Origin of the sequence: Flavobacterium agrisoli, from assembly GCF_016522065.1 — a bacterium.
Lineage (GTDB): Bacteria > Bacteroidota > Bacteroidia > Flavobacteriales > Flavobacteriaceae > Flavobacterium > Flavobacterium agrisoli.
In genome coordinates this window covers 214,695-239,291 of record NZ_JAEHFV010000003.1, presented here as the reverse complement: position 1 = coordinate 239,291, position 24,597 = coordinate 214,695, and the positions used below count along the sequence as shown (strand labels likewise).

21 protein-coding genes are annotated in these 24,597 nt (G+C 35.2%); 13 read left to right on the top strand and 8 right to left on the bottom strand.

The window, feature by feature from the left end:
- The first annotated feature begins 127 nt into the window (after positions 1 to 127).
- From I5M07_RS09345 to I5M07_RS09295, 11 genes are all read left to right on the top strand, one after another.
- The gene (locus I5M07_RS09345; RefSeq protein ID WP_200106158.1) at positions 128 to 1,627 is read left to right on the top strand and encodes a hypothetical protein; all 1,500 of its coding nucleotides are present in this window, start codon (positions 128 to 130) and stop codon (positions 1,625 to 1,627) included.
- 16 nt (positions 1,628 to 1,643) lie between these two features.
- On the top strand, positions 1,644 to 2,063 hold the full coding sequence (locus tag I5M07_RS09340; RefSeq protein WP_200106157.1) for a hypothetical protein: 420 nt from the start codon (positions 1,644 to 1,646) through the stop codon (positions 2,061 to 2,063).
- 148 nt (positions 2,064 to 2,211) lie between these two features.
- A complete protein-coding gene (gene purL / locus I5M07_RS09335) occupies positions 2,212 to 5,865 on the top strand; it encodes a phosphoribosylformylglycinamidine synthase (RefSeq protein ID WP_200106156.1) in 3,654 nt (1,217 codons plus the stop codon).
- A 210-nt stretch (positions 5,866 to 6,075) separates the two neighbouring features.
- Positions 6,076 to 6,540: a hypothetical protein gene (locus I5M07_RS09330; protein ID WP_200106154.1), complete on the top strand. Its 465-nt coding sequence runs from the start codon at positions 6,076 to 6,078 to the stop codon at positions 6,538 to 6,540.
- A 111-nt stretch (positions 6,541 to 6,651) separates the two neighbouring features.
- Positions 6,652 to 8,424, top strand: a complete 1,773-nt coding sequence (locus tag I5M07_RS09325) for an AMP-dependent synthetase/ligase (protein WP_200106152.1) — start codon at positions 6,652 to 6,654, stop codon at positions 8,422 to 8,424.
- Between the two features lie 202 nt (positions 8,425 to 8,626).
- Positions 8,627 to 9,094, top strand: a complete 468-nt coding sequence (locus I5M07_RS09320) for a MarR family winged helix-turn-helix transcriptional regulator (RefSeq protein WP_200106373.1) — start codon at positions 8,627 to 8,629, stop codon at positions 9,092 to 9,094.
- Between the two features lie 44 nt (positions 9,095 to 9,138).
- Positions 9,139 to 11,529 carry a 3-hydroxyacyl-CoA dehydrogenase/enoyl-CoA hydratase family protein gene (locus I5M07_RS09315; RefSeq protein ID WP_200106150.1) on the top strand — a complete coding sequence of 797 codons (2,391 nt, stop codon included), beginning with the start codon at positions 9,139 to 9,141 and terminating at the stop codon, positions 11,527 to 11,529.
- An 85-nt stretch (positions 11,530 to 11,614) separates the two neighbouring features.
- A complete protein-coding gene (locus I5M07_RS09310) occupies positions 11,615 to 12,796 on the top strand; it encodes a thiolase family protein (protein ID WP_200106149.1) in 1,182 nt (393 codons plus the stop codon).
- Between the two features lie 125 nt (positions 12,797 to 12,921).
- Positions 12,922 to 13,272, top strand: a complete 351-nt coding sequence (locus I5M07_RS09305; RefSeq protein ID WP_200106147.1) for a four helix bundle protein — start codon at positions 12,922 to 12,924, stop codon at positions 13,270 to 13,272.
- Between the two features lie 48 nt (positions 13,273 to 13,320).
- Positions 13,321 to 15,132 (top strand): acyl-CoA dehydrogenase family protein, encoded by a 1,812-nt coding sequence (locus I5M07_RS09300; RefSeq protein WP_200106146.1) that lies wholly within the window; start codon positions 13,321 to 13,323, stop codon positions 15,130 to 15,132.
- Between the two features lie 149 nt (positions 15,133 to 15,281).
- Positions 15,282 to 16,376, top strand: coding sequence for a glycoside hydrolase family 18 protein (locus I5M07_RS09295; protein WP_200106144.1), 1,095 nt, complete (start codon positions 15,282 to 15,284; stop codon positions 16,374 to 16,376).
- A 45-nt stretch (positions 16,377 to 16,421) separates the two neighbouring features.
- On the opposite strand, the gene I5M07_RS09290 is transcribed toward I5M07_RS09295, so the two are convergent.
- The 3 genes from I5M07_RS09290 to I5M07_RS09280 form a co-directional block, all read right to left on the bottom strand.
- A complete protein-coding gene (locus I5M07_RS09290; RefSeq protein ID WP_200106143.1) occupies positions 16,422 to 16,907 on the bottom strand; it encodes a hypothetical protein in 486 nt (161 codons plus the stop codon).
- Between the two features lie 80 nt (positions 16,908 to 16,987).
- Complete coding sequence (locus I5M07_RS09285; protein ID WP_200106142.1) at positions 16,988 to 17,503, bottom strand: DUF4251 domain-containing protein; 516 nt, start codon at positions 17,501 to 17,503, stop codon at positions 16,988 to 16,990.
- A 17-nt stretch (positions 17,504 to 17,520) separates the two neighbouring features.
- Entirely contained in the window at positions 17,521 to 17,940 is a 420-nt protein-coding gene (locus I5M07_RS09280; protein WP_233622003.1) for an META domain-containing protein, read from the bottom strand.
- Between the two features lie 208 nt (positions 17,941 to 18,148).
- On the opposite strand from I5M07_RS09280, the gene I5M07_RS09275 reads away from it, so the two are divergent.
- Positions 18,149 to 18,676, top strand: a complete 528-nt coding sequence (locus I5M07_RS09275; protein WP_200106140.1) for a superoxide dismutase family protein — start codon at positions 18,149 to 18,151, stop codon at positions 18,674 to 18,676.
- 111 nt (positions 18,677 to 18,787) lie between these two features.
- Positions 18,788 to 19,990, top strand: coding sequence for an LETM1-related biofilm-associated protein (locus tag I5M07_RS09270; RefSeq protein ID WP_200106139.1), 1,203 nt, complete (start codon positions 18,788 to 18,790; stop codon positions 19,988 to 19,990).
- Between the two features lie 25 nt (positions 19,991 to 20,015).
- On the opposite strand, the gene can is transcribed toward I5M07_RS09270, so the two are convergent.
- From can to I5M07_RS09245, 5 genes are all read right to left on the bottom strand, one after another.
- The gene (can, locus tag I5M07_RS09265) at positions 20,016 to 20,651 is read right to left on the bottom strand and encodes a carbonate dehydratase (RefSeq protein ID WP_200106138.1); all 636 of its coding nucleotides are present in this window, start codon (positions 20,649 to 20,651) and stop codon (positions 20,016 to 20,018) included.
- A gap of 26 nt (positions 20,652 to 20,677) precedes the next feature.
- Complete coding sequence (locus I5M07_RS09260) at positions 20,678 to 22,330, bottom strand: SulP family inorganic anion transporter (RefSeq protein ID WP_200106135.1); 1,653 nt, start codon at positions 22,328 to 22,330, stop codon at positions 20,678 to 20,680.
- 77 nt (positions 22,331 to 22,407) lie between these two features.
- Positions 22,408 to 22,698: a hypothetical protein gene (locus tag I5M07_RS09255; protein WP_200106133.1), complete on the bottom strand. Its 291-nt coding sequence runs from the start codon at positions 22,696 to 22,698 to the stop codon at positions 22,408 to 22,410.
- Between the two features lie 155 nt (positions 22,699 to 22,853).
- Positions 22,854 to 23,948 carry a redox-regulated ATPase YchF gene (gene ychF / locus I5M07_RS09250; RefSeq protein ID WP_200106131.1) on the bottom strand — a complete coding sequence of 365 codons (1,095 nt, stop codon included), beginning with the start codon at positions 23,946 to 23,948 and terminating at the stop codon, positions 22,854 to 22,856.
- Positions 23,949 to 24,130: 182 nt separating this feature from the next.
- Positions 24,131 to 24,481, bottom strand: coding sequence for a 4Fe-4S dicluster domain-containing protein (locus tag I5M07_RS09245; RefSeq protein WP_200106129.1), 351 nt, complete (start codon positions 24,479 to 24,481; stop codon positions 24,131 to 24,133).
- Between the last annotated feature and the right edge of the window lie 116 nt (positions 24,482 to 24,597).

The following is a 24,597-nucleotide window of genomic DNA, read 5'->3' as shown; positions in this document are numbered from 1 at the left end:
AATAATACTGTCGGAAACAATTTCAAATTGTATAAAATGGAAACCCTTTTTGTAAAAGTTTTTAAAACAAAAACAGGACTCGACAAAAAGAAATGTTTTTTCCTATTTTTACAAAAATTCTTATTCAATGCGCCACCTATATACTTTGCTGATCCTTGCTTTTTTAACCGTATTGAGTGCTTGCCGCACCGATTTTGAAACCGTAGCGAGTTCAGGCGACTTGATTTTTTCTAAAGACACGGTTTATTTGGACACTGTTTTTAAGAACATCAGCTCCAGCACCTACCAATTGAAAGTCTACAATCAAAGTAAAAAAGATATTTCGATACCAAATATTCAATTTGAAAACGGATTGAATTCAAAATACCGCATGTCTGTGGACGGAAATACCGGTACAAACGGCAAACTTTTTAACAATATTACCTTATTGGCAAAAGACAGTTTGTACATTTTTATTGAAGTGACAGCCGATGTTACGGATACAAATACAGATGATTTTTTATATACCGATAAAATTGTATTCGATTCGGGCGAAAACCAACAAACAGTCGAATTGGTCACATTGGTAAAAGATGCTGTGTTTTTGTATCCGCAAAAAAACAGTGATGGCTCTAAAGAAAAAATCACAGTGGAAGGTCAAGAAATCGAAGGTTTTTATTTAGACGAAAACGATGCACAAAACGGGAACGAATTGATTTTCAACAACCAAAAACCGTATGTTATTTATGGTTATGCGGCAGTTCCAGAAAATAAGACAGTCGAATTTCAAGCGGGAACACGAGTTCACTTTCATTCGAATTCGGGGTTGATTGTAGGCAAAAATGCTGCTCTAAACATAAACGGTACCATTTCGAGTACAAAGGCGTTAGAAAACGAAGTTGTTTTTCAAGGGGATCGTTTGCAACCCGATTATTCGGATCTTGCCGGGCAATGGGGCAAAATATGGCTTACTACTGAAAGTAAAACACACCATATAAACCATTTAACTTTAAAAAACGCTACAGAAGGTTTGCAAATTGAAAACCAACCTCAAAATGTAAATGCCATTCAAAATACCCAAATTTACAATTGCGTCAATTACGGCATACTCGCATCTAACTCCAATATCAAAGCTGAAAATATCGTAATTAACAATTCAGGAAAAGCCAATTTAGCCTGTTATGGTGGCAGCTATACTTTTACCCATTGCACCTTCAATAACAATTGGAACAATGCTTCGCAAACGAGTGTTTTACTTAGTAATACTGACTTTCAAAATCCTTCTACTAACCTCGCTTTAAATCATGCTAATTTTTACAATTGCATTGTTTACGGAACTTACAGCAACGAATTAACCTTAATAAAACAAGAAAAAACTGTTTTCAATTACAAATTCGATAGTGTTTTAATCAAATCCAACAACAAAGACATTGCGGCAGATTCGGAACATTTTGAAAACGTTATTTTGAACGAAAATCCAAAATTTTACAACAGTGCAAACAACCAACTTACGATTGATAAAACTTCGAGCGCTGTAGCCAAAGGAAACACAAACTATCTTATTCCAATTGATATTTTGGGAAATAATAGAACTACTCCACCAGATTTAGGTGCGTATCAAAATCAAGATTTTCCCGAAAAAAAATAATTTAATTTACTGAAAAATGCAGAAACTGCTTTTCGCCTTGGGATTGTGTTTGCTTATAAGTTGCGCGCAACATACTGAAAACAACACCGAATATTACCGTGCCATTCACCAACAAGACACCGCATATTTAACAATTAGTCGCGTTGAAAACCAATTTTACGGACAATATGAAATTCACTATAACGGCCAAGCGTTTATCGATTCGGGTGCTGTTTCTGGAATTATTAAAAAAGATACGCTAAGAGGTAATTTTGAATATTTTCCTTATGGAGGCGGGCAAAAGAAACGAAAACCCGTTATCTTTTTAGAAAAAAACAACCAATTACTTTTAGGAAAAGGACTTACTTATACACTTTTTCAAATTACCTATTTTGATGAATCGGTACCGTTTGATTTTAGCAAACCCGAATTTGTTTTTGAAAGAGTATCAAAATAGTCGAATTGACTCAGAAATGACATCCATTTTTTTTATAAAAAACCTTTTCTTGTTTTATTGAAACTCGTTAAAGATTGCCATTTATGCACTTTGCGGGATTGAAAAAATAACCTAAATTTGCATTCGAAATACAACAAACTTCACAACGATGATTCATTTCTTTGAAAACCAAAGCAAAACTGTTTTTGCAGTACAAACGCAGAACGAAATTTCGGCTCAAGATATTTCAAAACTGAACTGGCTTTTTGCCGACGCACATAAAATAGAGAAATCCGTGTTGACGGATTTTTTTGTTGGTCCCCGAGCCACCATGATTACACCATGGAGTACCAATGCGGTTGAAATTACGCAAAACATGGGTATTAATGGAATTATCCGAATTGAAGAATTTTATTATGTGCCGGAGGATTTTACCGAGTTTGATCCTATGTTATCGCAAAAATACCCTGCTTTAACACAAGATATTTTCACCATCCATATTGAACCAGAAGATATTTTAGAAATTGAAGATATTGCAGCTTACAACAAAGAAGAAGGTTTGGCTTTGAGCTCAGAAGAAGTAGATTACCTAAACAATTTATCTACTAAATTAGGTCGAAAATTAACCGATTCGGAAATTTTTGCCTTCTCGCAAGCCAACTCAGAACACTGTCGTCATAAAATTTTCAACGGAACCTTTGTTATTGACGGTGTAGAAAAAGAAACGTCTCTTTTCAAATTAATCAAAAAAACATCACAAGAAAATCCGAACGATATTGTTTCGGCATATAAAGATAACGTTGCTTTTGTAAAAGGACCTACAGTAGCTCAATTTGCGCCAAAATCGGCAGACAAACCCGATTTTTATGAAGTAAAAGAGTTTGATTCGGTAATTTCTTTAAAAGCAGAAACACATAACTTCCCGACCACAGTAGAACCTTTTAATGGTGCTGCAACTGGATCTGGAGGTGAAATTCGAGATCGTTTAGCAGGTGGCCAAGGGTCTTTGCCATTAGCTGGAACTGCGGTTTACATGACCTCTTATTCGCGTTTAACTAACGATAGAAATTGGGAAAATGCCATGGCAGAGCGCAAATGGTTGTACCAAACCCCAATGGATATTTTAATAAAAGCCTCTAACGGAGCTTCGGATTTTGGAAATAAATTTGGACAACCCTTAATTACTGGTTCGGTTTTAACTTTTGAACACGAAGAAAACAACCGTAAATTGGGTTACGATAAAGTAATCATGCAAGCGGGTGGAATTGGATACGGGAAGTTAGACCAATCGATTAAAAACAAACCACAAGAAGGTGATAAAATTGTTATCCTTGGTGGTGAAAATTATAGAATCGGAATGGGTGGTGCTGCTGTTTCTTCCGCAGATACCGGTGCTTTTGGTTCTGGAATCGAATTAAATGCTATTCAACGTTCGAATCCCGAAATGCAAAAACGTGCTGCCAATGCCATTCGCGGTTTGGTAGAAAGCGATCATAATCCAATTGTTTCTATTCACGATCACGGAGCTGGCGGACACTTGAACTGTCTTTCGGAATTAGTTGAAGAAACAGGTGGTTTAATCGATTTAGACAAATTACCTGTTGGAGATCCAACGCTTTCGGCTAAAGAGATTATCGGTAACGAATCACAAGAAAGAATGGGATTGGTTATTGGGCAAAAAGACCTCGATATTTTGCATAAAATTGCCGAAAGAGAGCGCGCTCCAATGTATGAAGTTGGTGATGTTACGGGCGACCATCGTTTTACGTTTGAATCGAAAACTACAGGAAAAAAACCAATGGATTATGCGTTGGAAGATTTCTTCGGTAGCTCGCCAAAAACCATCATGACCGATCAAACAATTGATAGAAAATATACAACCCTCCATTATAACTTTGAACATTTTGAAACCTATTTGCAAGCGGTTTTACGTTTGGAAGCGGTTGCCTCTAAAGATTGGTTAACAAATAAAGTCGACCGTTGTGTGGGTGGTCGTGTGGCCAAACAACAATGTGCTGGTCCATTACAATTGCCTTTAAACAATGTAGGTGTAATGGCTTTGGATTTTAATGGAAAAGAAGGAATTGCCACTTCTATCGGACATGCACCAATTGCCGCTTTAATTGACCCTGTTGCAGGAAGCCGAAATGCCATTGCAGAATCCTTATCCAATATTGTTTGGGCTCCGATTAAAGACGGAATCAAAGGAATATCCTTATCCGCCAACTGGATGTGGGCTTGTAAAAATGAAGGCGAAGATGCTCGTTTGTACGCTGCAGTTGAAGGTTGTTCAGAATTTGCAATTGAATTGGGAATTAACATTCCAACTGGGAAAGATTCACTTTCCATGAAACAAAAATATCCAAATGACGAGGTAATTGCACCAGGAACGGTTATTATTTCGGCAGCTGGAAATTGCACCGATATTAAAAAAGTCGTGGAACCAGTTCTTCAAAAAAATGCAGGATCTATTTATTACCTGAATTTATCGCAAGATGATTTCAAATTAGGAGGTTCCTCATTTGCACAAGTTTTAAATACAATCGGAACGGAAACTTCTACGATTAAAGATGCCGTTTTCTTTAAAAATGCATTTAATACCATTCAGGATTTAATTAACGAAGGCCAAATTGTAGCAGGACACGATATTGGTAGTGGTGGATTAATAACAACTTTATTAGAATTGTGTTTTGCCGATGTTAATTTAGGAGCAAAAATTGATTTATCTGTTCTAACCGAAAAAGACCTAGTTAAAGTTTTGTTTGCCGAAAACATCGGATTGGTTTTCCAAGCGAAAGAAGATACCGTTTTAGAAAGTAAATTAAATGCAAACAATATCGAATTTTTCAAATTAGGGAAAGCGACAACTACTGAAACTTTAGACCTTGGATTTTCGACTTTAGACATCAAAGCGTACCGCGATATTTGGTTTGAAACTTCTTATTTATTAGATGAAAAACAATCTAAAAACGGAACAGCTAAAGAACGTTTTGACAATTATAAAAACCAACCGTTACACTACGATTTCCCAAGTCATTTCAATGGAAAAAAACCAGTTGTAAACGAAGGAACGCCTAGACCAAAAGCCGCTATCATTCGCGAAAAAGGAAGTAATTCAGAACGTGAAATGGCCAACGCCATGTATTTAGCTGGTTTTGATGTAAAAGATGTACACATGACCGATTTAATTTCGGGCCGCGAAACCTTAGAAGACATTCAGTTTATCGGAGCCGTGGGTGGTTTTTCTAATTCGGATGTATTAGGTTCGGCTAAAGGTTGGGCGGGTGCATTCAAATACAACGAAAAAGCCAATACTGCTTTGAAAAATTTCTTTGATCGAAAAGATACATTATCTGTCGGAATTTGCAACGGTTGCCAATTGTTAATGGAGTTAGAATTAATAAATCCAGAACACGAAGTGCATGGAAAAATGCTTCACAATAACAGTCACAAACACGAAAGTATTTTTACTTCGGTAACAATCCAAGAAAACAAATCGGTGATGTTATCGACTTTAGAAGGAAGCACTCTAGGTGTTTGGGTTTCGCATGGAGAAGGTAAATTTAACCTCCCAATGTCCGAAGAGCATTATAATATTGTAGCAAAATATGGTTACGAAGGTTATCCTGCAAATCCAAACGGTTCAGCTTACAATACGGCCATGATGTGCGACAACACAGGACGCCATTTGGTCATGATGCCGCATATTGAACGTTCTATTTTTCAATGGAACTGGGCCAACTACCCAACAGACAGAAACGACGAGGTTACTCCTTGGATGGAAGCTTTTGTAAATGCCCGAAAATGGATTGAGAATTTATAATATTTTCTATATAAAACAATTAATACCCGACCTAGTTCGGGTATTTTTTTTACAAAACACTCTTAATCAAAGTTTTTCAAAAAACTTAAAAACCAAACTTTAATTACATTTTTTTTCTTCCCTATTTTAGTAGATTTGCCACCGAAAACCTTTTTATTGCCCAATTCAAAACGGTTTCAAAACATTTTAAATACCACTTAACCTACACACATGAAAACAAAATTACTCTTGTGCTATTTTTTCGTAGCCTTTACCTCTTTTTCGTTTGCTCAAATTAAAGTTACCGAAATCACAGCCAACAACCGCACCCATTATATCACAACCATCATCAATTATCCGGTAACGGGAACCTATCTTTTTGAAGGTAAATCGGAACCTATTGTACAATTAAACCCAAACGGAAGCGGTATATTTCAATTACATGAAAAGCCCAAAAGTAATATGACTTGGGGTTTTGAATGTTCGCAAATCGGAATACCAAAATTTAAAGAAGGTTTTAATAGTGCTGTTTATTCACTTTGGTACAAAAACGATAATGAAGAAAACTGGAATGAAGTGCAATTCTCTATTCACTTTAATAAATTAAAAATGTTTATTCTTGGAGAACGCATAAAATCCTTCACAGAAGAGGAATTAAATGCGAATAATAGCAATGGTCAAGACAAGCTAAAATAGCAACTTAAAATTTTAAAGCCTATTAACTTAAATTTTTCTTATTTAATTATAGAAAAATAACAATTATCGGTAATTTTAATTAATTTGCAACGAACTTAATACTATTTAATCATGGTTACCATTACTAGACTTTTTGATTTACCTTACTATCAAAAAGAAAAATATAACAAATCTGATGCTTTAGTAACCAAACAAAATGGTGTTTGGGAAAAAACTTCTATAGACGAATATATTGCAAAAGCCAATTCTATTTCGCGCGCTTTATTGCGAATGGGAGTTAAAAAAGACGATAAAATTGCCTTAATTACCTCAAACAACCGTACCGAATGGCATATTATGGATATTGGGATATTACAAATTGGAGCGCAAAACGTTCCAATTTACCCTACTATATCGGCCGAAGACTACCAATATGTATTAAATCATAGCGAAAGTGTTTACTGTTTTGTTTCGGATGAAGAAGTGCTAGCCAAAGTAAATGAAATTAAGGCGAATGTGCCTACATTGAAAGAAATCTATTCGTTTAATGACCTTGCTTCTTGTAAAAATTGGTCGGAATTACTCGAATTGGGCGCCGATGAAAGTAACCAACAAGAAGTTGAAAACCTAAAAAACAGCATTCAAGCAAGCGATTTAGCAACTTTAATTTATACTTCGGGAACTACAGGAAGACCAAAAGGCGTAATGTTATCGCATGAAAATATTGTATCGAATGTATTGAATAGCGCTTGCCGCATTCCGTTTGAAGAAGGCAAAAGCGTGGCTTTAAGCTTTTTACCTATTTGCCATATTTTTGAGCGAATGGTGGTGTACATTTACCAATATTATGGTGTTTCTATCTATTTTGGAGAATCGACCGATAAAATTAGTGAAAACTTACAAGAAGTTAAACCAACGGTAATGACTGCGGTACCAAGACTTCTTGAAAAAGTTTACGATAAAATTTACGCAAAAGGAACCGAATTAACCGGAATTAAGAAAAAACTTTTCTTTTGGGCTATCGACTTAGGTTTGCGTTACGAACCTTACGGAGCCAATGGATTTTGGTATGAAATGCAATTGAAAATAGCTCGAAAACTCATATTTAGTAAATGGCAAGAAGCTTTAGGCAACCGTTTGGAGTTAATTGTTTCGGGGAGTGCCGCTTTGCAAAACCGATTAACACGCATTTTTGCAGCAGCTAATATTCCGGTTGTTGAAGGATATGGATTAACCGAAACATCGCCTGTAATTGCAGTAAACGATTTGCGTAATCATGGTTTTAAAATTGGAACTGTTGGAAAATTGATTCCTAATTTAGAGGTGAAAATTGCCGAAGATGGCGAAATTTTATGCAAAGGTCCCAACGTAATGATGGGGTATTACAAAGAACCTGAAAAAACAGCAGAGGCTTTACAAGATGGCTATTTCCACACCGGAGATATCGGCGAAATTGACAGCGAAGGTTTCTTAAAAATTACCGATCGTAAAAAAGAAATGTTCAAAACATCGGGCGGAAAGTACATAGCACCACAAAGCATCGAAAACCTGATGAAACAATCGCGTTTTATTGAGCAAATTATGGTGATTGGCGAAGGAGAAAAAATGCCTGCTGCATTTATACAACCTAATTTTGATTTTGTAAAAGAGTGGGCTAAAATTCATAAAATCAGTTTAGGTAAAAGTAACGAAGAAATCATAGAAAATCCCGAGGTAAAAAAACGCTTTAAAGAAGAAATCGATTCTTTAAATCAAAAATTCGGACATTGGGAGCAAATCAAACGTTTTGAACTTACACCAGATGTTTGGTCTATCGAAGGTGGGCAACTTACACCTACTCTGAAATTAAAACGAAAAGTCGTTAAAGAAATCTATAAAGACCTGTATGCCAAAATATACGGTTAAATAACAGTTAAACTCCTCTAATCAGAGGAGTTTTTTTTTACATTTTTTTACCTTTAATACGGTTCTTTCAAAAAACATAAAAAAACGTAAAAATACTATGCATGCATATTATTTTTTCTTATATTTGGAATCCTTACAAGTATAACAACTTGTTTTTTGATATATAATTTCAACGTGATTTTTACTTAATAGTAAGCCGATGATGAAAGATAAAACGATCGATTATGTTTTAAGAGCCACTTGGCAAGCTGTTTCCAGAATGTACAATGAGGAAGCTGCCAAATACGATGCAACTATGGCAACCGGTTTTGCCTTGCTAAGTATCGATAAAGAAGAGGGAACTCCTTCAACTGCTTTAGGCCCTAGGATGGGAATGGAAGCTACCAGCCTCACCCGAACATTAAAATCGATGGAAGACAGAGGGTTTATTGTTCGAAAAAAAAACCCAGAAGACGGACGCGGTGTACTTATATACTTAACCGAAGCAGGAAAAGAAAAACGAGAACTATCAAAATCTACAGTTTTAAAATTTAACGAAACCATAAAACAACATGTATCAGAAGAACAACTGACACATTTTTTTGAGGTTGTTGAAATTATAAACGAATTAATTCAAGAAAAAAACATATTTAATTCTTCAGAGAAAAAAGAAAATGAAATTAAATTCTGAATGAATCAAAATCCTTCAGAAACATTTCGCCAAAAAATATATTTATGAAACGTACCATTAAAAAAGTCGCTGTAATTGGGTCTGGAATCATGGGCTCAGGAATTGCTTGTCATTTTGCTAATATTGGTGTCGAAGTTTTACTACTAGACATTGTACCCAATCAATTAACAGAAGCCGAAACCAAAAAAGGCTTAACTCTTGAAAGTCCAATTGTTCGGAACCGAATTGTAAACGATCACTTGGCCACCGCTTTAAAATCGAAACCCTCTCCTATTTACAGTCAAAAATTTGCTAGCCGAATTACCACCGGAAATACAACCGATGATATGGCCAAAATTGCAAAAGTAGATTGGATTATTGAAGTAGTAGTGGAACGTTTGGATATCAAAAAATTGGTTTTTGAACAAATTGAAAAATACAGAACTCCAGGTACGTTGATTACGTCGAATACTTCGGGAATTCCGATTCATTTTATGAGCGAAGGAAGAAGCGAAGATTTTCAACAACACTTTTGTGGCACACACTTTTTTAACCCAGCACGTTACTTAAAATTATTTGAAATTATTCCGGGACCAAAAACCTCAAATGAAGTATTGGATTTCTTGAATAATTACGGAGAAAAATTTCTAGGAAAAACTTCAGTTGTTGCTAAAGATACTCCGGCTTTTATTGGGAACCGAATTGGTATTTACGGAATCCAGAGTTTATTCCACTTGGTAAAAGAAATGGGATTGACGATTGAAGAAGTTGATAAATTGACAGGACCAGTTATCGGTCGTCCAAAATCAGCTACTTTCCGCACGGTAGACGTTGTTGGATTGGATACTTTGGTTCATGTTGCCAACGGAATTTATGAAAATTGCCCTACCGACGAACAACACGAGCTCTTTAAACTTCCGGATTTTGTAAACAAAATGATGGAAAATAAATGGTTGGGAAGCAAAACCAAACAAGGTTTTTACAAAAAAGTCGACAAAGATATTCTTTCTTTAGATTTGGATACGTTAGAATATCGTCCGGCCAAAAAAGCTTCTTTTGCCACTTTAGAATTGACCAAAACGATTGATAAACCAATTAATCGTTTTAAAGTGTTGGTAAAAGGAAAAGACAAAGCAGGCGAATTTTACCGAAAAAGTTTTGCTGGTTTATTTGCGTATGTTTCGAACCGAATTCCGGAAATCTCAGAAGAATTATATAAAATTGACGATGCCATGAAAGCTGGTTTTGGCTGGGAAAATGGACCGTTTGAAATATGGGATGCGATTGGAATTGCCGAAGGAATTGAAATGATGAAAACCGAAGGTGTTGCACCTGCAAACTGGGTAACCGAAATGTTAGCTTCGGGCAACACTACTTTTTATACCATAAAAGACGGCGCCACGTATTACTATGATATCCAATCCAAATCGCAAGTAAAAGTTCCAGGACAAGATGCCTTTATCATCTTAAATAACATTCGCGAAAGCAAAAAAGTTTGGAGCAATTCAGGAGGTATTATTCAGGATTTAGGTGATGGCATTTTAAACTTAGAATTCCAATCTAAAATGAATACTATTGGGGGTGATGTCTTAACCGCCATTAACAAAGCTATTGATTTGGCCGAAAAAGAGCAACAAGGTTTGGTTATTGGAAATCAAGCCGCTAATTTTTCTGTTGGCGCCAATATCGGAATGATTTTTATGATGGCTGTAGAACAGGAATACGACGAATTGAACATGGCGATCAAAATGTTCCAAGATACCATGATGCGCGTTCGTTACTCTTCTATTCCAGTTGTAGTGGCGCCTCACGGAATGACGTTTGGTGGTGGATGCGAAATGAGCTTACACGCAGATAAAGTGGTTGCTGCGGCAGAAACGTATATGGGATTAGTTGAATTTGGAGTTGGAGTTATCCCCGGTGGTGGTGGATCTAAAGAATTGACTTTAAGAGCTTCCGATTTATTCCGCAAAAACGATGTGGAATTGAATGTGCTTCAAGAGTATTTCTTAACCATTGCTATGGCAAAAGTATCTACTTCGGGTTACGAAGCCTTTGACACGGGACTTCTGCAACATGGAAAAGATATTATCGTAGTGAATAAAGACCGTCAGATTGCCGAAGCTAAAAAACACGCTTTGTTGATGGCTGAAGCCGGGTATACACAGCCCATCAGAAGAAATGATATTAAAGTGCTAGGGAAACAAGCTTTGGGGATGTTCTTAGTAGGAACAGATCAAATGGAAGCTGGAAAATACATTTCGGAACACGACAAAAAAATTGCCAACAAACTGGCTTATGTGATGGCCGGTGGTGATTTATCCGAAGCTTCTTTAGTATCCGAACAATATTTACTCGATTTGGAACGTGAAGCTTTCTTATCGCTTTGCACCGAACGCAAAACATTAGAACGCATTCAATACATGTTAACCAAAGGTAAACCACTTAGAAATTAGAACAAAGAAAATAGAATATAGATGTAAGACTTTGTAAAGTCTATTTTCTATACTCTATCTTCTATACTCTTAAAAAACAAAACAAATGAAAACAGCCTATATAGTAAAAGCATATCGAACTGCAGTTGGAAAAGCACCAAAAGGAGTATTCCGTTTTAAAAGACCCGATGAATTAGCAGCCGAAACTATTCAGTTTTTAATGAATGAATTGCCTGATTTTAATAAAAAACGAATAGATGACGTCATGGTTGGTAATGCCATGCCCGAAGCCGAACAAGGTTTAAACATGGGGCGTTTGATTTCGTTAATGGGATTAAAAATTGAAGATGTTCCTGGAGTTACTGTGAATCGTTACTGTGCTTCTGGTCTGGAAACAATTGGAATGGCAACAGCAAAAATTCAGTCGGGAATGGCCGATTGTATCATTGCTGGTGGTGCCGAAAGCATGAGTTATATTCCGATGGGAGGTTATAAACCCACACCCGACTACAAAATTGCCGCTGCAGGTCACGAGGATTATTATTGGGGAATGGGTCTAACGGCCGAAGCAGTTGCCAATAAATACAATGTTTCACGCGAAGATCAAGACGAGTTTGCTTATAATTCGCACATGAAAGCCTTAAAAGCGCAAGCAGAAGGAAAATTCGACAATCAAATTGTACCGATTTCCGTTGAACAAACTTTTATTAACGAAAAAGGTAAAAAAGAAACCAAATCGTATGTAGTAAATAAAGATGAAGGACCAAGAGCTGGTACGTCTTTAGAAGCATTGGCTGGGTTGCGCCCTGTTTTTGCTGATGGCGGAAGTGTCACAGCCGGAAATTCTTCGCAAATGAGTGATGGCGCTGCTTTTGTGATGATTATGAGTGAAGAAATGGTAAAAGAGCTCAACCTTCAACCGATTGCTCGTTTGGTCAACTATGCCTCATCAGGCGTTGAACCACGTATTATGGGAATCGGCCCTATTAAAGCTGTCCCAAAAGCGTTAAAACAAGCCGGAATGTCTTTAAACGATATCGAATTGATTGAATTAAATGAGGCCTTTGCTTCTCAATCTTTAGCTGTTATCCGAGAATTAGGATTGAATCCAGATATTGTAAATGTAAATGGTGGAGCCATCGCATTAGGGCATCCGCTAGGTTGCACAGGAGCCAAACTTTCGGTTCAATTGTTTGACGAAATGAAACGCAGAGGTAACAAATACGGTATTGTTACCATGTGTGTAGGAACAGGACAAGGAACAGCAGGGATTTTTGAGGTATTGTAGTTTTTTTAAGAGGAAAGAAGCAAGAAGCAAGACTTGATTTTGTAATGAATATTTTCTGAAAACAAAATCTTAAAAGTAGCCAAAAACTTACTTTTAATTTTTCTTCTTATCTTACCTCAAAAAACATGAGACACAATTTTAAGAATTTGAAAATTTGGATTTTAGCTATGGAAATTGCTAATGATATCTATAAGCTGACTGCCACTTTTCCAAAGTCAGAAACTTATAGTTCAATAAGTCAAATGAATAGATGTTCTGTTTCAATGCCTTCTAATATTGCTGAAGGCTCTAACAGAGGAAATAAACACTTTCAGCATTATTTGAATATTAGTTTAGGTTCGTCATTTGAATTACAAACACAATTACTGATAGCTTTTCAAAATGAATATCTAACTAAGACAAAAACAGAAGAAATAGAGAACAAAATAATTGAATTTCAAAAGATGACTACTGGATTCATAACTAAGTTAGATTAAATCTTTCTTCTTGACTCTTTCATCTTTCATAAAATAAAACAAAACAAAATGACAGATACAATCGAAAAAAACATAACCCGTGGTGGTCAGTTTTTAGTTAAAGAAACAAAAAGCGAAGATATCTTCACACCAGAAGATTTCTCGGAAGAGCAATTGATGATGCGCGATTCGGTAAAAGAATTTGTTGACAAAGAATTGTGGGCTAACAAAGATCGTTTTGAGAAAAAAGATTATGCCTACACCGAAGAAGCCATGAAAAAAGCAGGTGAACTCGGTTTTTTAGGTGTTGCCGTTCCCGAAGCTTATGGCGGATTGGGCATGGGTTTTGTGAACACCATGCTCACTTGCGATTATATTTCTGGTGCAACAGGTTCTTTTTCTACTGCATTTGGTGCTCATACCGGAATTGGAACTATGCCAATTACATTGTATGGAACCGAAGAACAAAAACTAAAATACGTTCCGAAATTGGCAAGTGGCGAATGGTTTGGGTCTTATTGCTTAACGGAACCAGGTGCTGGATCCGACGCTAACTCGGGTAAAACCAAAGCCGAACTTTCTGCAGATGGCAAAACATACACAATTAACGGTCAAAAAATGTGGATTTCCAATGCTGGATTTTGTCACTTAATGATTGTTTTTGCTCGCATTGAAGACGATAAAAATATTACGGGATTTATTGTAGAATATGATCCTGCTAATCCAAATGGGATTACACTGGGTGAGGAAGAACATAAATTAGGAATTCGTGCCTCTTCTACCCGCCAAGTATTTTTTAACGATACTATTGTCCCAGTAGAAAATATGTTGGCTGGTCGTGGTGAAGGATTTAAAATTGCCATGAATGCCTTAAATGTGGGTCGAATTAAATTGGCAGCCGCTTGTTTGGATGCGCAACGCCGTACCATTACGGGTGCTGTGAACTATGCTAACGAAAGAATGCAATTCAACACTCCGATTGCACAATTTGGTGCTATTCGTTCAAAATTGGCCGAAATGGCTACATCTTGTTATGCTGGTGAAAGTGCTTCGTATCGTGCGGCAGGAAGTATCGAAAACCGAATTAACGCTCGTGTTTCAGAAGGAAATTCGCATCAAGATGCTGAACTAAAAGGCGTAGAAGAATTTGCAATCGAATGTTCTATCTTAAAAGTAGCGGTTTCAGAAGACGTACAAAATTGTACAGATGAAGGTATTCAGATTTTTGGAGGAATGGGATTCTCCGAAGATACTCCAATGGAAAGTGCATGGCGTGATGCTCGTATCGCTCGTATTTACGAAGGTACAAACGAAATTAACCGAATGCTTTCGGTAGGAATGTTAATTAAAAAAGCCATGAAAGGCCACGTTGATTTGTTAGGCCCAGCAATGAAAGTAGCCGAAGAATTAATGGGAATTCCATCATTTGACACTCCTGATTATTCGGAATTATTTGCAGAAGAAAAAGAAATGATTGTCAAATTGAAAAAAGCCTTTTTAATGGTGGCTGGATCGGCCGTTCAAAAATATGGTCCCGATTTAGACAAACACCAACAATTATTAATGGCCGCTGCAGACATGTTGATTGAAATTTATATGGCCGAATCGACTATTTTACGTACTGAAAAATTAGCCAAATCAAAAGGTCAAGAAAACATAAAAGAGCAAATTGCCATGGCACAATTGTACTTGTATCATGCTACCGACATTATCAATACCAAAGGTAAAGAAGGTATCGTTTCCTTTGCTGAAGGCGATGAACAACGCATGATGTTAATGGGTTTAAAACGTTTTACCAAATACACTAATATGCCAAATGTGATTGGTTTACGTGAAATTATTACTTCTAAATTAGTAGCAGAAAATCAATACTGCTATTAAAATCACGATAGTTTTTAGCTAATTTTAATTTGTTTGTAAAGCCGCACTTGTCCCGAAAACAAGGCGGTTTTTTTTATTAAAAATAATTACTTTTTAAAAACTGGTTTAAAATAGTACATTTAGCTTTCTAAAACTCAAAAACATACAAAATGAAAAAATGTACAATGCTAGTAACAGCACTTTGTTGTTTACTACTTGGGCAAGTGCATGCCCAAAAAAACAAACCGCTTGACATAATTGCTTATTATGTAGGTGATTCGGAACAAATAAAAAATTACGACACTACTAAACTCAGTCACATCATCTTTAGTTTTTGTCATTTAAAAGACGGAAAACTGAGTGTTGATTCTCCTAAAGATTCCTTGACTATTAAACATTTAGTTGGCTTAAAAACGAAACAACCGCATTTAAAAATTATGCTTTCCTTAGGTGGTTGGGGAGGTTGTGCACCTTGTTCCGAAGCATTTTCTACTGCTGCGGGACGCCAAAAATTTGCTACCTCTGTAAAAGAAATAAACGATTATTTTAAAACCGATGGTATCGATTTGGATTGGGAATACCCCACTATTGAAGGGCATCCGGGACATTTGTATCAAGATTCTGATAAACAAAATTTTTCAGAGCTCATTAAAATTTTACGCAAAACTTTAGGTAAAAAACCCGAATTGAGTTTTGCTGCTGGCGGTTTTCAACTTTACTTAGATAAATCGGTAAATTGGAAAGAGATTATGCCTTTAGTTAATCGAGTAAATATCATGAGCTACGATTTGGTAAATGGTTATGCCACTATTACAGGCCATCAAACGCCTTTATATAGCGGAATTGAATCGGCAGAGTCTACAAATAGAGCGGTAGAGTACCTTTTAAAATTAGGTATTCCTGCTGAAAAATTAGTAATTGGTTGCGCTTTTTATACTCGAATTTGGGAAAATGTAAGTAACAATAATAATGGATTGTATCAGTCAGGTCATCATATTGCTGGTGTCAATTTTAAGGAATACGCCTCGATATTTACCAAAGAAAAAGGATGGAACTATTTTTGGGATGAAAAAGCCAAAGCCGCTTATTGGTACAATGCAAAAGAGAAAAAATTTGCTACAGGAGATGATGTTGCTTCTGTAATTGAAAAAACAAAATATGCAAAGAAGCAAAAATTGGGTGGCATCATGTTTTGGGAATTAACACTTGACACTCCTCAAAATGGACTTTTAGACCAAATTTATAAAGAAAGCAAAAAACAATAACCCAAAAAAAGCCGAATCAGGATTTTGATTCGGCTTTCGTTTTTTTTAGATTTTTTTCTCATCCAATTCCCCTATTAACGGGATATTTTCTTGTAAAGTACTTTTAATTATCGTTTGCAGATATTCTTCAAGTTGAATAAATTTAGCAGCATTGGTAGCACCAATAGCCGATTTAGCTTTCGAATAGGTTTTAGAATACAACTTATCTAAGTCGCTGTTCGCCTTTAAGGCAGCTTTTGCCAATTCATTAGCTTTTTCATCGGTAAGATTGGCATAATTATCTGCATAATCGTTGATTAAATTCATTTTGGTTAGTCCAATTTCTTTTCTTTTAGTTTCATAGTCATCATACACTTTTTGAAAAGCCGTTTTTTGAGTATCAGATAATTTTAGATATTCGTTTACTAAATCTGTTTTAGATTTCCCGTAAACACTTTGCAAAATTGCCATATCATCATTAGCCGATGTTTCTTGTGCCATCATACCCATTGCCATAAAACCAAAAATGGCAGATAAAATCATTTTTTTCATTGTTATTTATTTAAAATTTATAATTGGTTCGTTTTTAAATTGACTGTAAATAAAACCTTTACAACATTCATTAAAGAAAATTATTCTTTTGTTTTTAAAACTTCAATCGTTCCGGTATAACTAATTGCATCACGTTGATTACTGGTTACCGTGAGGGTGGCACTACCTTGAAAATAGACCGATAAAGACAAATTAAAAACATCATTTTCACCTTTTACGGTAGTCTTAATTAAATAATATTTTTTCTTTTTTTCTATGGTAAAATTTTCCGGTTTTCCAGTAAACTTCAAGCCAGTATCACCACCATAACCCACATTATAGCCCCTTCCAAAATAGGGTAAATAACTTTTAATTTCTGCAGGTTTATATTCAACAACATATTGCTCACCCTGAATATTAAGATCTCTTCGCCCTAAAGGTTGCACAAAATTGGCATCAAACTCAAATGTTTTGGATTGTACCAAAGTTTCAATTTCTTTTTGTTTTTGAAGTTCTTTTTCGGCTTTAATTTCTTTTTTAGATTTTTCCTGAGCCATATTCATTTGCACACACAAAAAAAAGAGGGTACAAACAATTAAAAAAGGTTTATTCTTCATGATCATTTTCTACTAAATTATTGCTTTTCAAAACGCATCATCGCCACATCATCTACTAAAAAAGTCAATGTTTTTCCATCTTCCGAAACCGAGTAATGATTTATTTTAGGTAACGTACTCATATACACTTGTTCGCCTTGTTGCCCATTAAGGCACATTTTTTTAGTTGCTACCATGGGTTGGGTAAAATCAATTGTATTTCCCGAAACATTTAAACTCCCAGAATACGAATTACATCCGTTGTTACCCGAAACTCGGTTTTCTTTGGTGTTAAAAACGATAGTAGGTTTTGCATCGGGATACAAACGATCAAAAGCGATTCGAGGTCCAGAAATATAATTTAACTGCCACGAACCTTCTAAATTCGACAAACTTTTATCCTCATTATTTTTGGTAGCACTACATGAAAACATTACTACAGATACTACGAATAACATACATTTTTTGAACATAATTGGAATTTTAAATTAAATTGTAGCTTCAATGCTACTAAATTACCTACTAAAATACGCATTTTTCCTCGCAAATATTTTAATTTTAAGATAAACTTAGAATTTAAAAAAGCACTAATTTTCGTTTTTCAAGGCAATTTTTTGCATTTTTTAGCCTAACTTTACGTAATTCTTTAACATAAAATCATAAATTATGAAAAAAATTCTTTTTTCTCTAGCTATAATAGCTTCACTCGTAAGTAGTTGTAAAACCAATACAAAATCGAATGATTCTAAAAAATTAACTATTGCATTAGAACCAAAAAGTAATAGTACGGTAACTGGAACTGCCACTTTTGTAGAAAAAGAAGGTAAAGTGACTTTTGAAGCTAAAATTGCAGGATTAAAACCTGGTGTACATGCCATTCATATTCATGAAAAATCAGATTGTTCGGCGGCAGATGGAAGTTCGGCTGGAGGGCACTGGAATCCGACTTTTCAAAAACACGGAAAATGGGGATCTGATTCGTATCATAAAGGAGATATAGGTAATTTTACTGCCGATAAAGATGGAAAAGGAACTGTTACCTTAACTACTGATGAATGGTGCATTGGTTGTGGTGATGATAAAAAAGATATTTTAGGAAAAGGTCTTATTGTACATCAAGAAGCCGATGATTATACCTCACAACCAGCCGGAAATGCTGGAGCTAGAGTTGCTTGCTCTGCCATAATCAAATAAATTATTACAAATAAATAACCGCCACTTTCACAAAATAATGGCGGTTATTTATTTTAATTTAAGTAGCAAATGATAAAAAATCCTAGCTTTGTATTTTCAAATTAAGATTGAATGATCAACCCTTCTGCTTTTGGCTGGATAGATAAGTTTTTTAGTGAACAAAAGTTTACCGAAGACGCTTTAAACGATACCTCGCTTTCTTATTATTTAAAAGTTAGAAATACGGGTTTCATTTACGGCCACATTATCGGATTTGACACGCCTTCACCTATTTTAAGCAAAAATTGGTTTCCTACCGAAATTTCTAAACTCGCGCTTTTAAACACCTTGTTCGGGATGTATAGACTTACCGAAAAAAGCATCAATACCGACGATTTTGTAAATAAAGCCGTTATCTTTTATAAGGAAATGAATCCGGAAGGATTTAATTTGTTCAAACTTATTTTACCTAAAAACTCCAATTCACTTACGTTAGAAAATATCATTGACGAACGTGTTCAAACCAATGATAGCTTAATAAACAAAAGTTTTTCGCATTTAGTAACCAATGCTTTATTGTTTATTGATGTTTTGGCTTTTCGTCAATATTTAATTCATGGCGAAATTCCAGAGAAATATTTCAAAAAAATAGAGCAAATGGTCATGAGTATTGTGGCCATAGCATTAAAAACCAAAACGGTAAAATCCATACACGACGATTTATTAATCAAACTTTTTGAATCCTCTATTCGGTATAGTAAATTTTCTAAAGCGACTATTGAAACTATCGAAACCTTGCAGTTTGATTATTTTGAGTACGAATTGGAACATTATTATTTTATTGACATGGCCGGAATGGCGTTGTGGAGTGATGGAAAAATTGAAAATGAAGAAGCTTACTTTTTATATTCCTTATCAAAATTAATGAACGTAAGCGATGATTTTACGCGCGAAAGCATTACCGACATTAATAGCTTTATAAACAAGCACCGAAAAAAAATTCCGTATTTTAATTATTCAAATCCGGTTAAACATTTTTACGATCAAACGACCAATAACGTGATTACATTGGTAACACGAAATAAAAACCGATTGGTTAAAGAAATTCTACAAAGTAAGGAATTGATGAAACTTCTGGCTTATTCAACCGTTCGAGATTTAGATGCCAAAGAAAAGAAAAAAGTCAAAAAACATTTGTTAGACATTTGTAAAACCATTCCTTCTCTCACCATCTTTTTATTGCCTGGTGGCGGATTATTATTACCCATTTTAATCAAATTTATCCCGAAATTATTACCCTCGGCGTTTAATGAAAATTTAGACGAAACAGAATAAAAAAAATCGCCTTTCGGCGATTTTTTTATAAACTCAATTGATCTCCTTCTGGTAAATCTTGGTTCGAACTTAAGTTTACTCCCAAATCGGTTACATAACCCGAATTTAATCCGTAAACCCAAGCATGCAATTGTAAATCTTGTCCGTTTTTCCAAGCATTTTGTACAATCGAAGTTTTAGCCAAGTCCAATACATTTTCTTTCGCATTTACCTCAACAAAAGCATTAAAACGTTCGGTTTCGTCTTCGATACTATCCAAATACGTTTTATGCAAGCGGTAAACATTTTTAATATGTCTAATCCAATTGTCTATTATTCCAATTGATTGATTACCCATTGCCGCTTTTACCCCTCCGCAGCCATAATGACCACAAACAATAATATGTTTCACTTTCAAGACATTAACCGAATAGTCCAACACACTCAACATATTCATATCGGAATGAATTACCATGTTAGCAATGTTACGGTGCACAAAAACTTCACCTGGTTTTGCTCCAATAATTTGGTTTGCTGGCACACGACTATCCGAACAGCCAATCCATAAAAGTGGTGGTTGTTGGCCTTTTGCTAAATCTTCAAAAAAATGAGGATCTTGCTCTAACGTTTCGGCAACCCATTCTTTATTATTATCTAATATTTGTTTATAAAAATCTTTCATTAGTATATAGTAGTTAAAATTAAAATTTAGTTAGCGTCTTCTATTATTTTTTCTCGTTTGATTACTTTGTTTTTAGTGGCATCAAAATAATGTTCAAAAGTAACATGATTGTTCACTTCGGGAGAATTTTCCAAATCATAAGCTTCTTTAAATCCTGTTAAATCAACTTTTATATTTTGATCAAGAGCTCTTGTTTCTTTAAATTCTTTAATCAAATCCAACACATCGTGCGCAATATAAACCGTATCTTGGGCATTAATGATGACTCTCGAATTCTCTGGAATTTGGTTCAAAGTTAATTTAATTGCCGCTTTATTCAAAAAAGAAACTTCTTGAGCCAAATCAATATGAATAATGTCTCCATCTTCATATTCTTCTTTTTTAAAGATATACGCACGCTTCAAATTACCTCTTAATACAAAAATAACACTAATTACAATTCCGATGCAAACGCCTTTTAACAAATCGGTCAAAACTACTCCTGCCAAAGTAGCAATAAACGGAATAAATTGGTATTTTCCTTGATTCCAAAAGTGACGAAAAGTAGCCGGTTTTGCTAATTTATAACCCACTAAAATTAAAATCGTTGCCAAGGTAGCTAGCGGAATTTTATTTAAAATCGCTGGAATTGTTAACACACAAATAACCAACAATACACCATGAATAATAGTGGATAATTTTGATTTAGCGCCGGCATTGTTATTAGCAGATGAACGAACCACTACCGAAGTCATGGGCAAACCACCTAATAAAGAACTGATTATATTACCCACGCCTTGCGCTTTTAATTCGACATTAGTATTGGTATATCGTTTTTGAACATCCATTCTGTCGGTCGCTTCTATGCACAATAAGGTTTCGATAGAAGCCACAATAGCAATAGTAGCACCCACAATCCAAACCTGTGGATTGGTAATGGCTGAAAAATTAGGGAGAATTAAAATACGCTTCAAATCATCAAAAGACTCAGGAACAGGCAAGGAAACCAAATGTGATTTAGAAATTGCAAGTGAACTTCCCGATTGTATAAAAAATTCGTTTAACAAAACGCCTATAATTACCGCAACTAAAGCTCCTGGAATTAATTTTAAATTTTTTAAAAATGGAACTTTTAACCACATGATTAAAATGACCAATGAAATTAGCGAAACGACTATTGCTCCTAATTGTACATGATTGAAAACATCAAAAAGGGCTGTAAAACTATTATTTCCATCATTTTCTACAAAAGCTAAATCACCTTCGTAATCGGAATCATACCCAAAAGCATGCGGTATTTGTTTCAGAATAATGATAATTCCGATACCGCCCAACATTCCTTCTATCACATTTGTGGGAAAATAATTGGAAATGCTTCCTGCTTTTAAAAACCCTAATAGCAATTGAATGATTCCAGCAATTAGTACCGCCATTAAAAAAATATCAAAAGCACCAAAATCGGTAATGGCTTTTAAAACAATTGCAGTTAAACCCGCAGCAGGTCCCGAAACGCTAATATGAGATTGGCTCAAAACCCCAACTACAATTCCGCCCACTACACCAGCGATAATTCCTGAAAACAAGGGAGCTCCCGAAGCCATTGCAATTCCTAAACAAAGCGGCAATGCTACTAAAAAAACAACTAATCCTGAAGCAAAATCTGTCTTTAGGTTAGCAAAAAGGTTGACTTTATTTGACATAACTTTTAAAATAAATAAATTAAAAACACATTCACTTAATCCTAGATTAGTGAATGTCTATTATTATTTCTAAAAAATTAAAGTCGGTTGGGTGGTGGCGAAAAAATAGTAGCCGCTACGTTATCGTGACGGGATAAATTTTCGTAAAGAATTATTTTTGAAATTTCATGCAAACAAAAGGACAAAAAATCAGTAGTTACTGCGTTGTTATGAGAAGTCAAAACTTTACAGTCTTTGTGTTTTTGCTCCTCTTCGGAAAGGTTGAAAGAAATCGTTCGGGGATAGTCCTTTTTTATAATCGTAACAATAGTAGGCGCTGTTAACGACATCACAAAAACGATTAATAATATTTGAGCAAAACCTTTCATAACCGTAAAATTATAACTTTAAAACGCTACAAAAAAAATAATCTTATTTAAAATTTCTTAAAATAGTAACAATTTAAATTTAATTTGGGGCAAAATTTCATAAAAAAAGGTTAGACAATAGCCCAACCTTACTTTTTTTTGAATGCAATAAATGCTTATACATTAAATCTGAAATGCATTACATCGCCATCTTTAACAATGTATTCTTTTCCTTCCACACGTAATTTTCCTGCTTCTTTTACTTTTGATTCTGATCCAAAAGCAACATAATCGTCATAGGCAATTACCTCGGCACGAATAAATCCTTTTTCAAAATCGGTATGAATTACTCCTGCTGCTTGTGGCGCAGTTGCTCCAATTGGAACAGTCCATGCGCGAACTTCTTTTACACCAGCTGTAAAATACGTTTGTTGTTTTAATAATTTGTAAGCGGCGCGAATTAAAACAGAAGCACCCGGCTCTTCAAGTCCCATATCGGCTAAGAAAATCTGACGTTCTTCGTAACTTTCTAATTCGGTAATATCAGCTTCTGCTCCTACCGAAAGTACAATTACTTCAGCATCTTCATCTTTTACTAATTCACGAACCTGATCTACATATTTATTACCCGAAACGGCCGAACTTTCATCCACATTACAAACATATAAAACCGGTTTAGCTGTAATTAACTGAAATGCCTCTAGTAAAACCACTTCATCGTTATTTTGTGGTTCAACGGTTCTGGCCGATTTTGCCTGTAACAAAGCCTCTTTTATTCGGTCTAATAGTGCTTTTTCTGCTTGCGCTTCTTTATTTCCTGTTTTGGCAGCGCGATTTACTTTTTCCAAACGTTTTTCAACTGTTTCTAAATCCTTTAACTGCAATTCGATATCAATCGTTTCTTTATCACGAATTGGATTTACATTACCATCTACGTGTACAATATTGTCGTTATCAAAACAACGCAATACGTGGATAATTGCATTACACTCGCGAATATTGCCTAAGAATTGATTTCCTAAACCTTCACCTTTACTAGCTCCTTTTACCAACCCGGCAATATCTACAATATCAACCGTTGCCATTTGCACACGTTCTGGTTTTACCAATTCTTCTAATTTATTGATACGCGGATCGGGTACGTTTACAACTCCAATATTTGGTTCGATAGTACAAAACGGAAAATTGGCACTTTGCGCTTTTGCGTTAGACAAACAATTAAATAAAGTTGATTTTCCAACATTTGGTAATCCTACAATTCCTGCTTTCATCTGTAGTTAAGTTTATTTTATGTAAAACATCCATCTCTAAGGAGCCTATGTTTTATAATTATTTTATTGAAAAGTGTGCAAATATAAGATTTAAAACGAGCTTAAGGAACTATTTTTTAGCTCACTCAACAAAAAATCCCGAGCAAAACTCGGGATTTTTAAAAATATATTGCAATATTATACTATTCGTTATGTAAAAACGCTTGGCGATTTAATAACGTTTCTTCGTCTTCTACATAATTATCATCTGGCACGCAACAATCTACGGGGCAAACTGCCGCACATTGAGGTTCATCATGAAAACCTTTACACTCGGTACATTTTCCTGGAACGATATAATAAATTTCGTCAGATATAGGTGTTTGTGCTTCATCCGCATCCACCTCAGTTCCATCTGGCAAAATTACGGTTCCAGCCAATGCAGTTCCATCTTTATACCTCCAATCATCTGCACCTTCATAAATTGCTGTATTTGGGCACTCTGGTTCGCAAGCACCACAATTAATACATTCGTCGGTTATTATAATAGCCATTTTATTGTTAGTTACTGGTTAAAAGTTATAAATAAAAACGAAAAATGAATCGTATTTTTGTATTTTGACTTATAACTTAGATATCTTTATTTTTGTGCAAAATTACAATCAAAACA

What these genes read in the sequence shown, in the direction of transcription:
- I5M07_RS09290 (WP_200106143.1), bottom strand. Translation starts at nt 16,907, where the DNA reads ATGAAAAAAATGATTTTATCTGCCATTTTTGGTTTTATGGCAATGGGT.
- I5M07_RS09305 (WP_200106147.1), top strand. Translation starts at nt 12,922, where the DNA reads ATGAGACACAATTTTAAGAATTTGAAAATTTGGATTTTAGCTATGGAA.
- I5M07_RS09270 (WP_200106139.1), top strand. Translation starts at nt 18,788, where the DNA reads ATGATCAACCCTTCTGCTTTTGGCTGGATAGATAAGTTTTTTAGTGAA.
- I5M07_RS09325 (WP_200106152.1), top strand. Translation starts at nt 6,652, where the DNA reads ATGGTTACCATTACTAGACTTTTTGATTTACCTTACTATCAAAAAGAA.
- I5M07_RS09300 (WP_200106146.1), top strand. Translation starts at nt 13,321, where the DNA reads ATGACAGATACAATCGAAAAAAACATAACCCGTGGTGGTCAGTTTTTA.
- I5M07_RS09260 (WP_200106135.1), bottom strand. Translation starts at nt 22,330, where the DNA reads ATGTCAAATAAAGTCAACCTTTTTGCTAACCTAAAGACAGATTTTGCT.
- I5M07_RS09340 (WP_200106157.1), top strand. Translation starts at nt 1,644, where the DNA reads ATGCAGAAACTGCTTTTCGCCTTGGGATTGTGTTTGCTTATAAGTTGC.
- purL (WP_200106156.1), top strand. Translation starts at nt 2,212, where the DNA reads ATGATTCATTTCTTTGAAAACCAAAGCAAAACTGTTTTTGCAGTACAA.
- I5M07_RS09295 (WP_200106144.1), top strand. Translation starts at nt 15,282, where the DNA reads ATGAAAAAATGTACAATGCTAGTAACAGCACTTTGTTGTTTACTACTT.
- I5M07_RS09320 (WP_200106373.1), top strand. Translation starts at nt 8,627, where the DNA reads ATGAAAGATAAAACGATCGATTATGTTTTAAGAGCCACTTGGCAAGCT.
- I5M07_RS09275 (WP_200106140.1), top strand. Translation starts at nt 18,149, where the DNA reads ATGAAAAAAATTCTTTTTTCTCTAGCTATAATAGCTTCACTCGTAAGT.
- I5M07_RS09280 (WP_233622003.1), bottom strand. Translation starts at nt 17,940, where the DNA reads ATGTTATTCGTAGTATCTGTAGTAATGTTTTCATGTAGTGCTACCAAA.
- I5M07_RS09245 (WP_200106129.1), bottom strand. Translation starts at nt 24,481, where the DNA reads ATGGCTATTATAATAACCGACGAATGTATTAATTGTGGTGCTTGCGAA.
- I5M07_RS09285 (WP_200106142.1), bottom strand. Translation starts at nt 17,503, where the DNA reads ATGAAGAATAAACCTTTTTTAATTGTTTGTACCCTCTTTTTTTTGTGT.
- I5M07_RS09330 (WP_200106154.1), top strand. Translation starts at nt 6,076, where the DNA reads ATGAAAACAAAATTACTCTTGTGCTATTTTTTCGTAGCCTTTACCTCT.
- I5M07_RS09255 (WP_200106133.1), bottom strand. Translation starts at nt 22,698, where the DNA reads ATGAAAGGTTTTGCTCAAATATTATTAATCGTTTTTGTGATGTCGTTA.
- ychF (WP_200106131.1), bottom strand. Translation starts at nt 23,948, where the DNA reads ATGAAAGCAGGAATTGTAGGATTACCAAATGTTGGAAAATCAACTTTA.
- I5M07_RS09310 (WP_200106149.1), top strand. Translation starts at nt 11,615, where the DNA reads ATGAAAACAGCCTATATAGTAAAAGCATATCGAACTGCAGTTGGAAAA.
- I5M07_RS09315 (WP_200106150.1), top strand. Translation starts at nt 9,139, where the DNA reads ATGAAACGTACCATTAAAAAAGTCGCTGTAATTGGGTCTGGAATCATG.
- I5M07_RS09345 (WP_200106158.1), top strand. Translation starts at nt 128, where the DNA reads ATGCGCCACCTATATACTTTGCTGATCCTTGCTTTTTTAACCGTATTG.
- can (WP_200106138.1), bottom strand. Translation starts at nt 20,651, where the DNA reads ATGAAAGATTTTTATAAACAAATATTAGATAATAATAAAGAATGGGTT.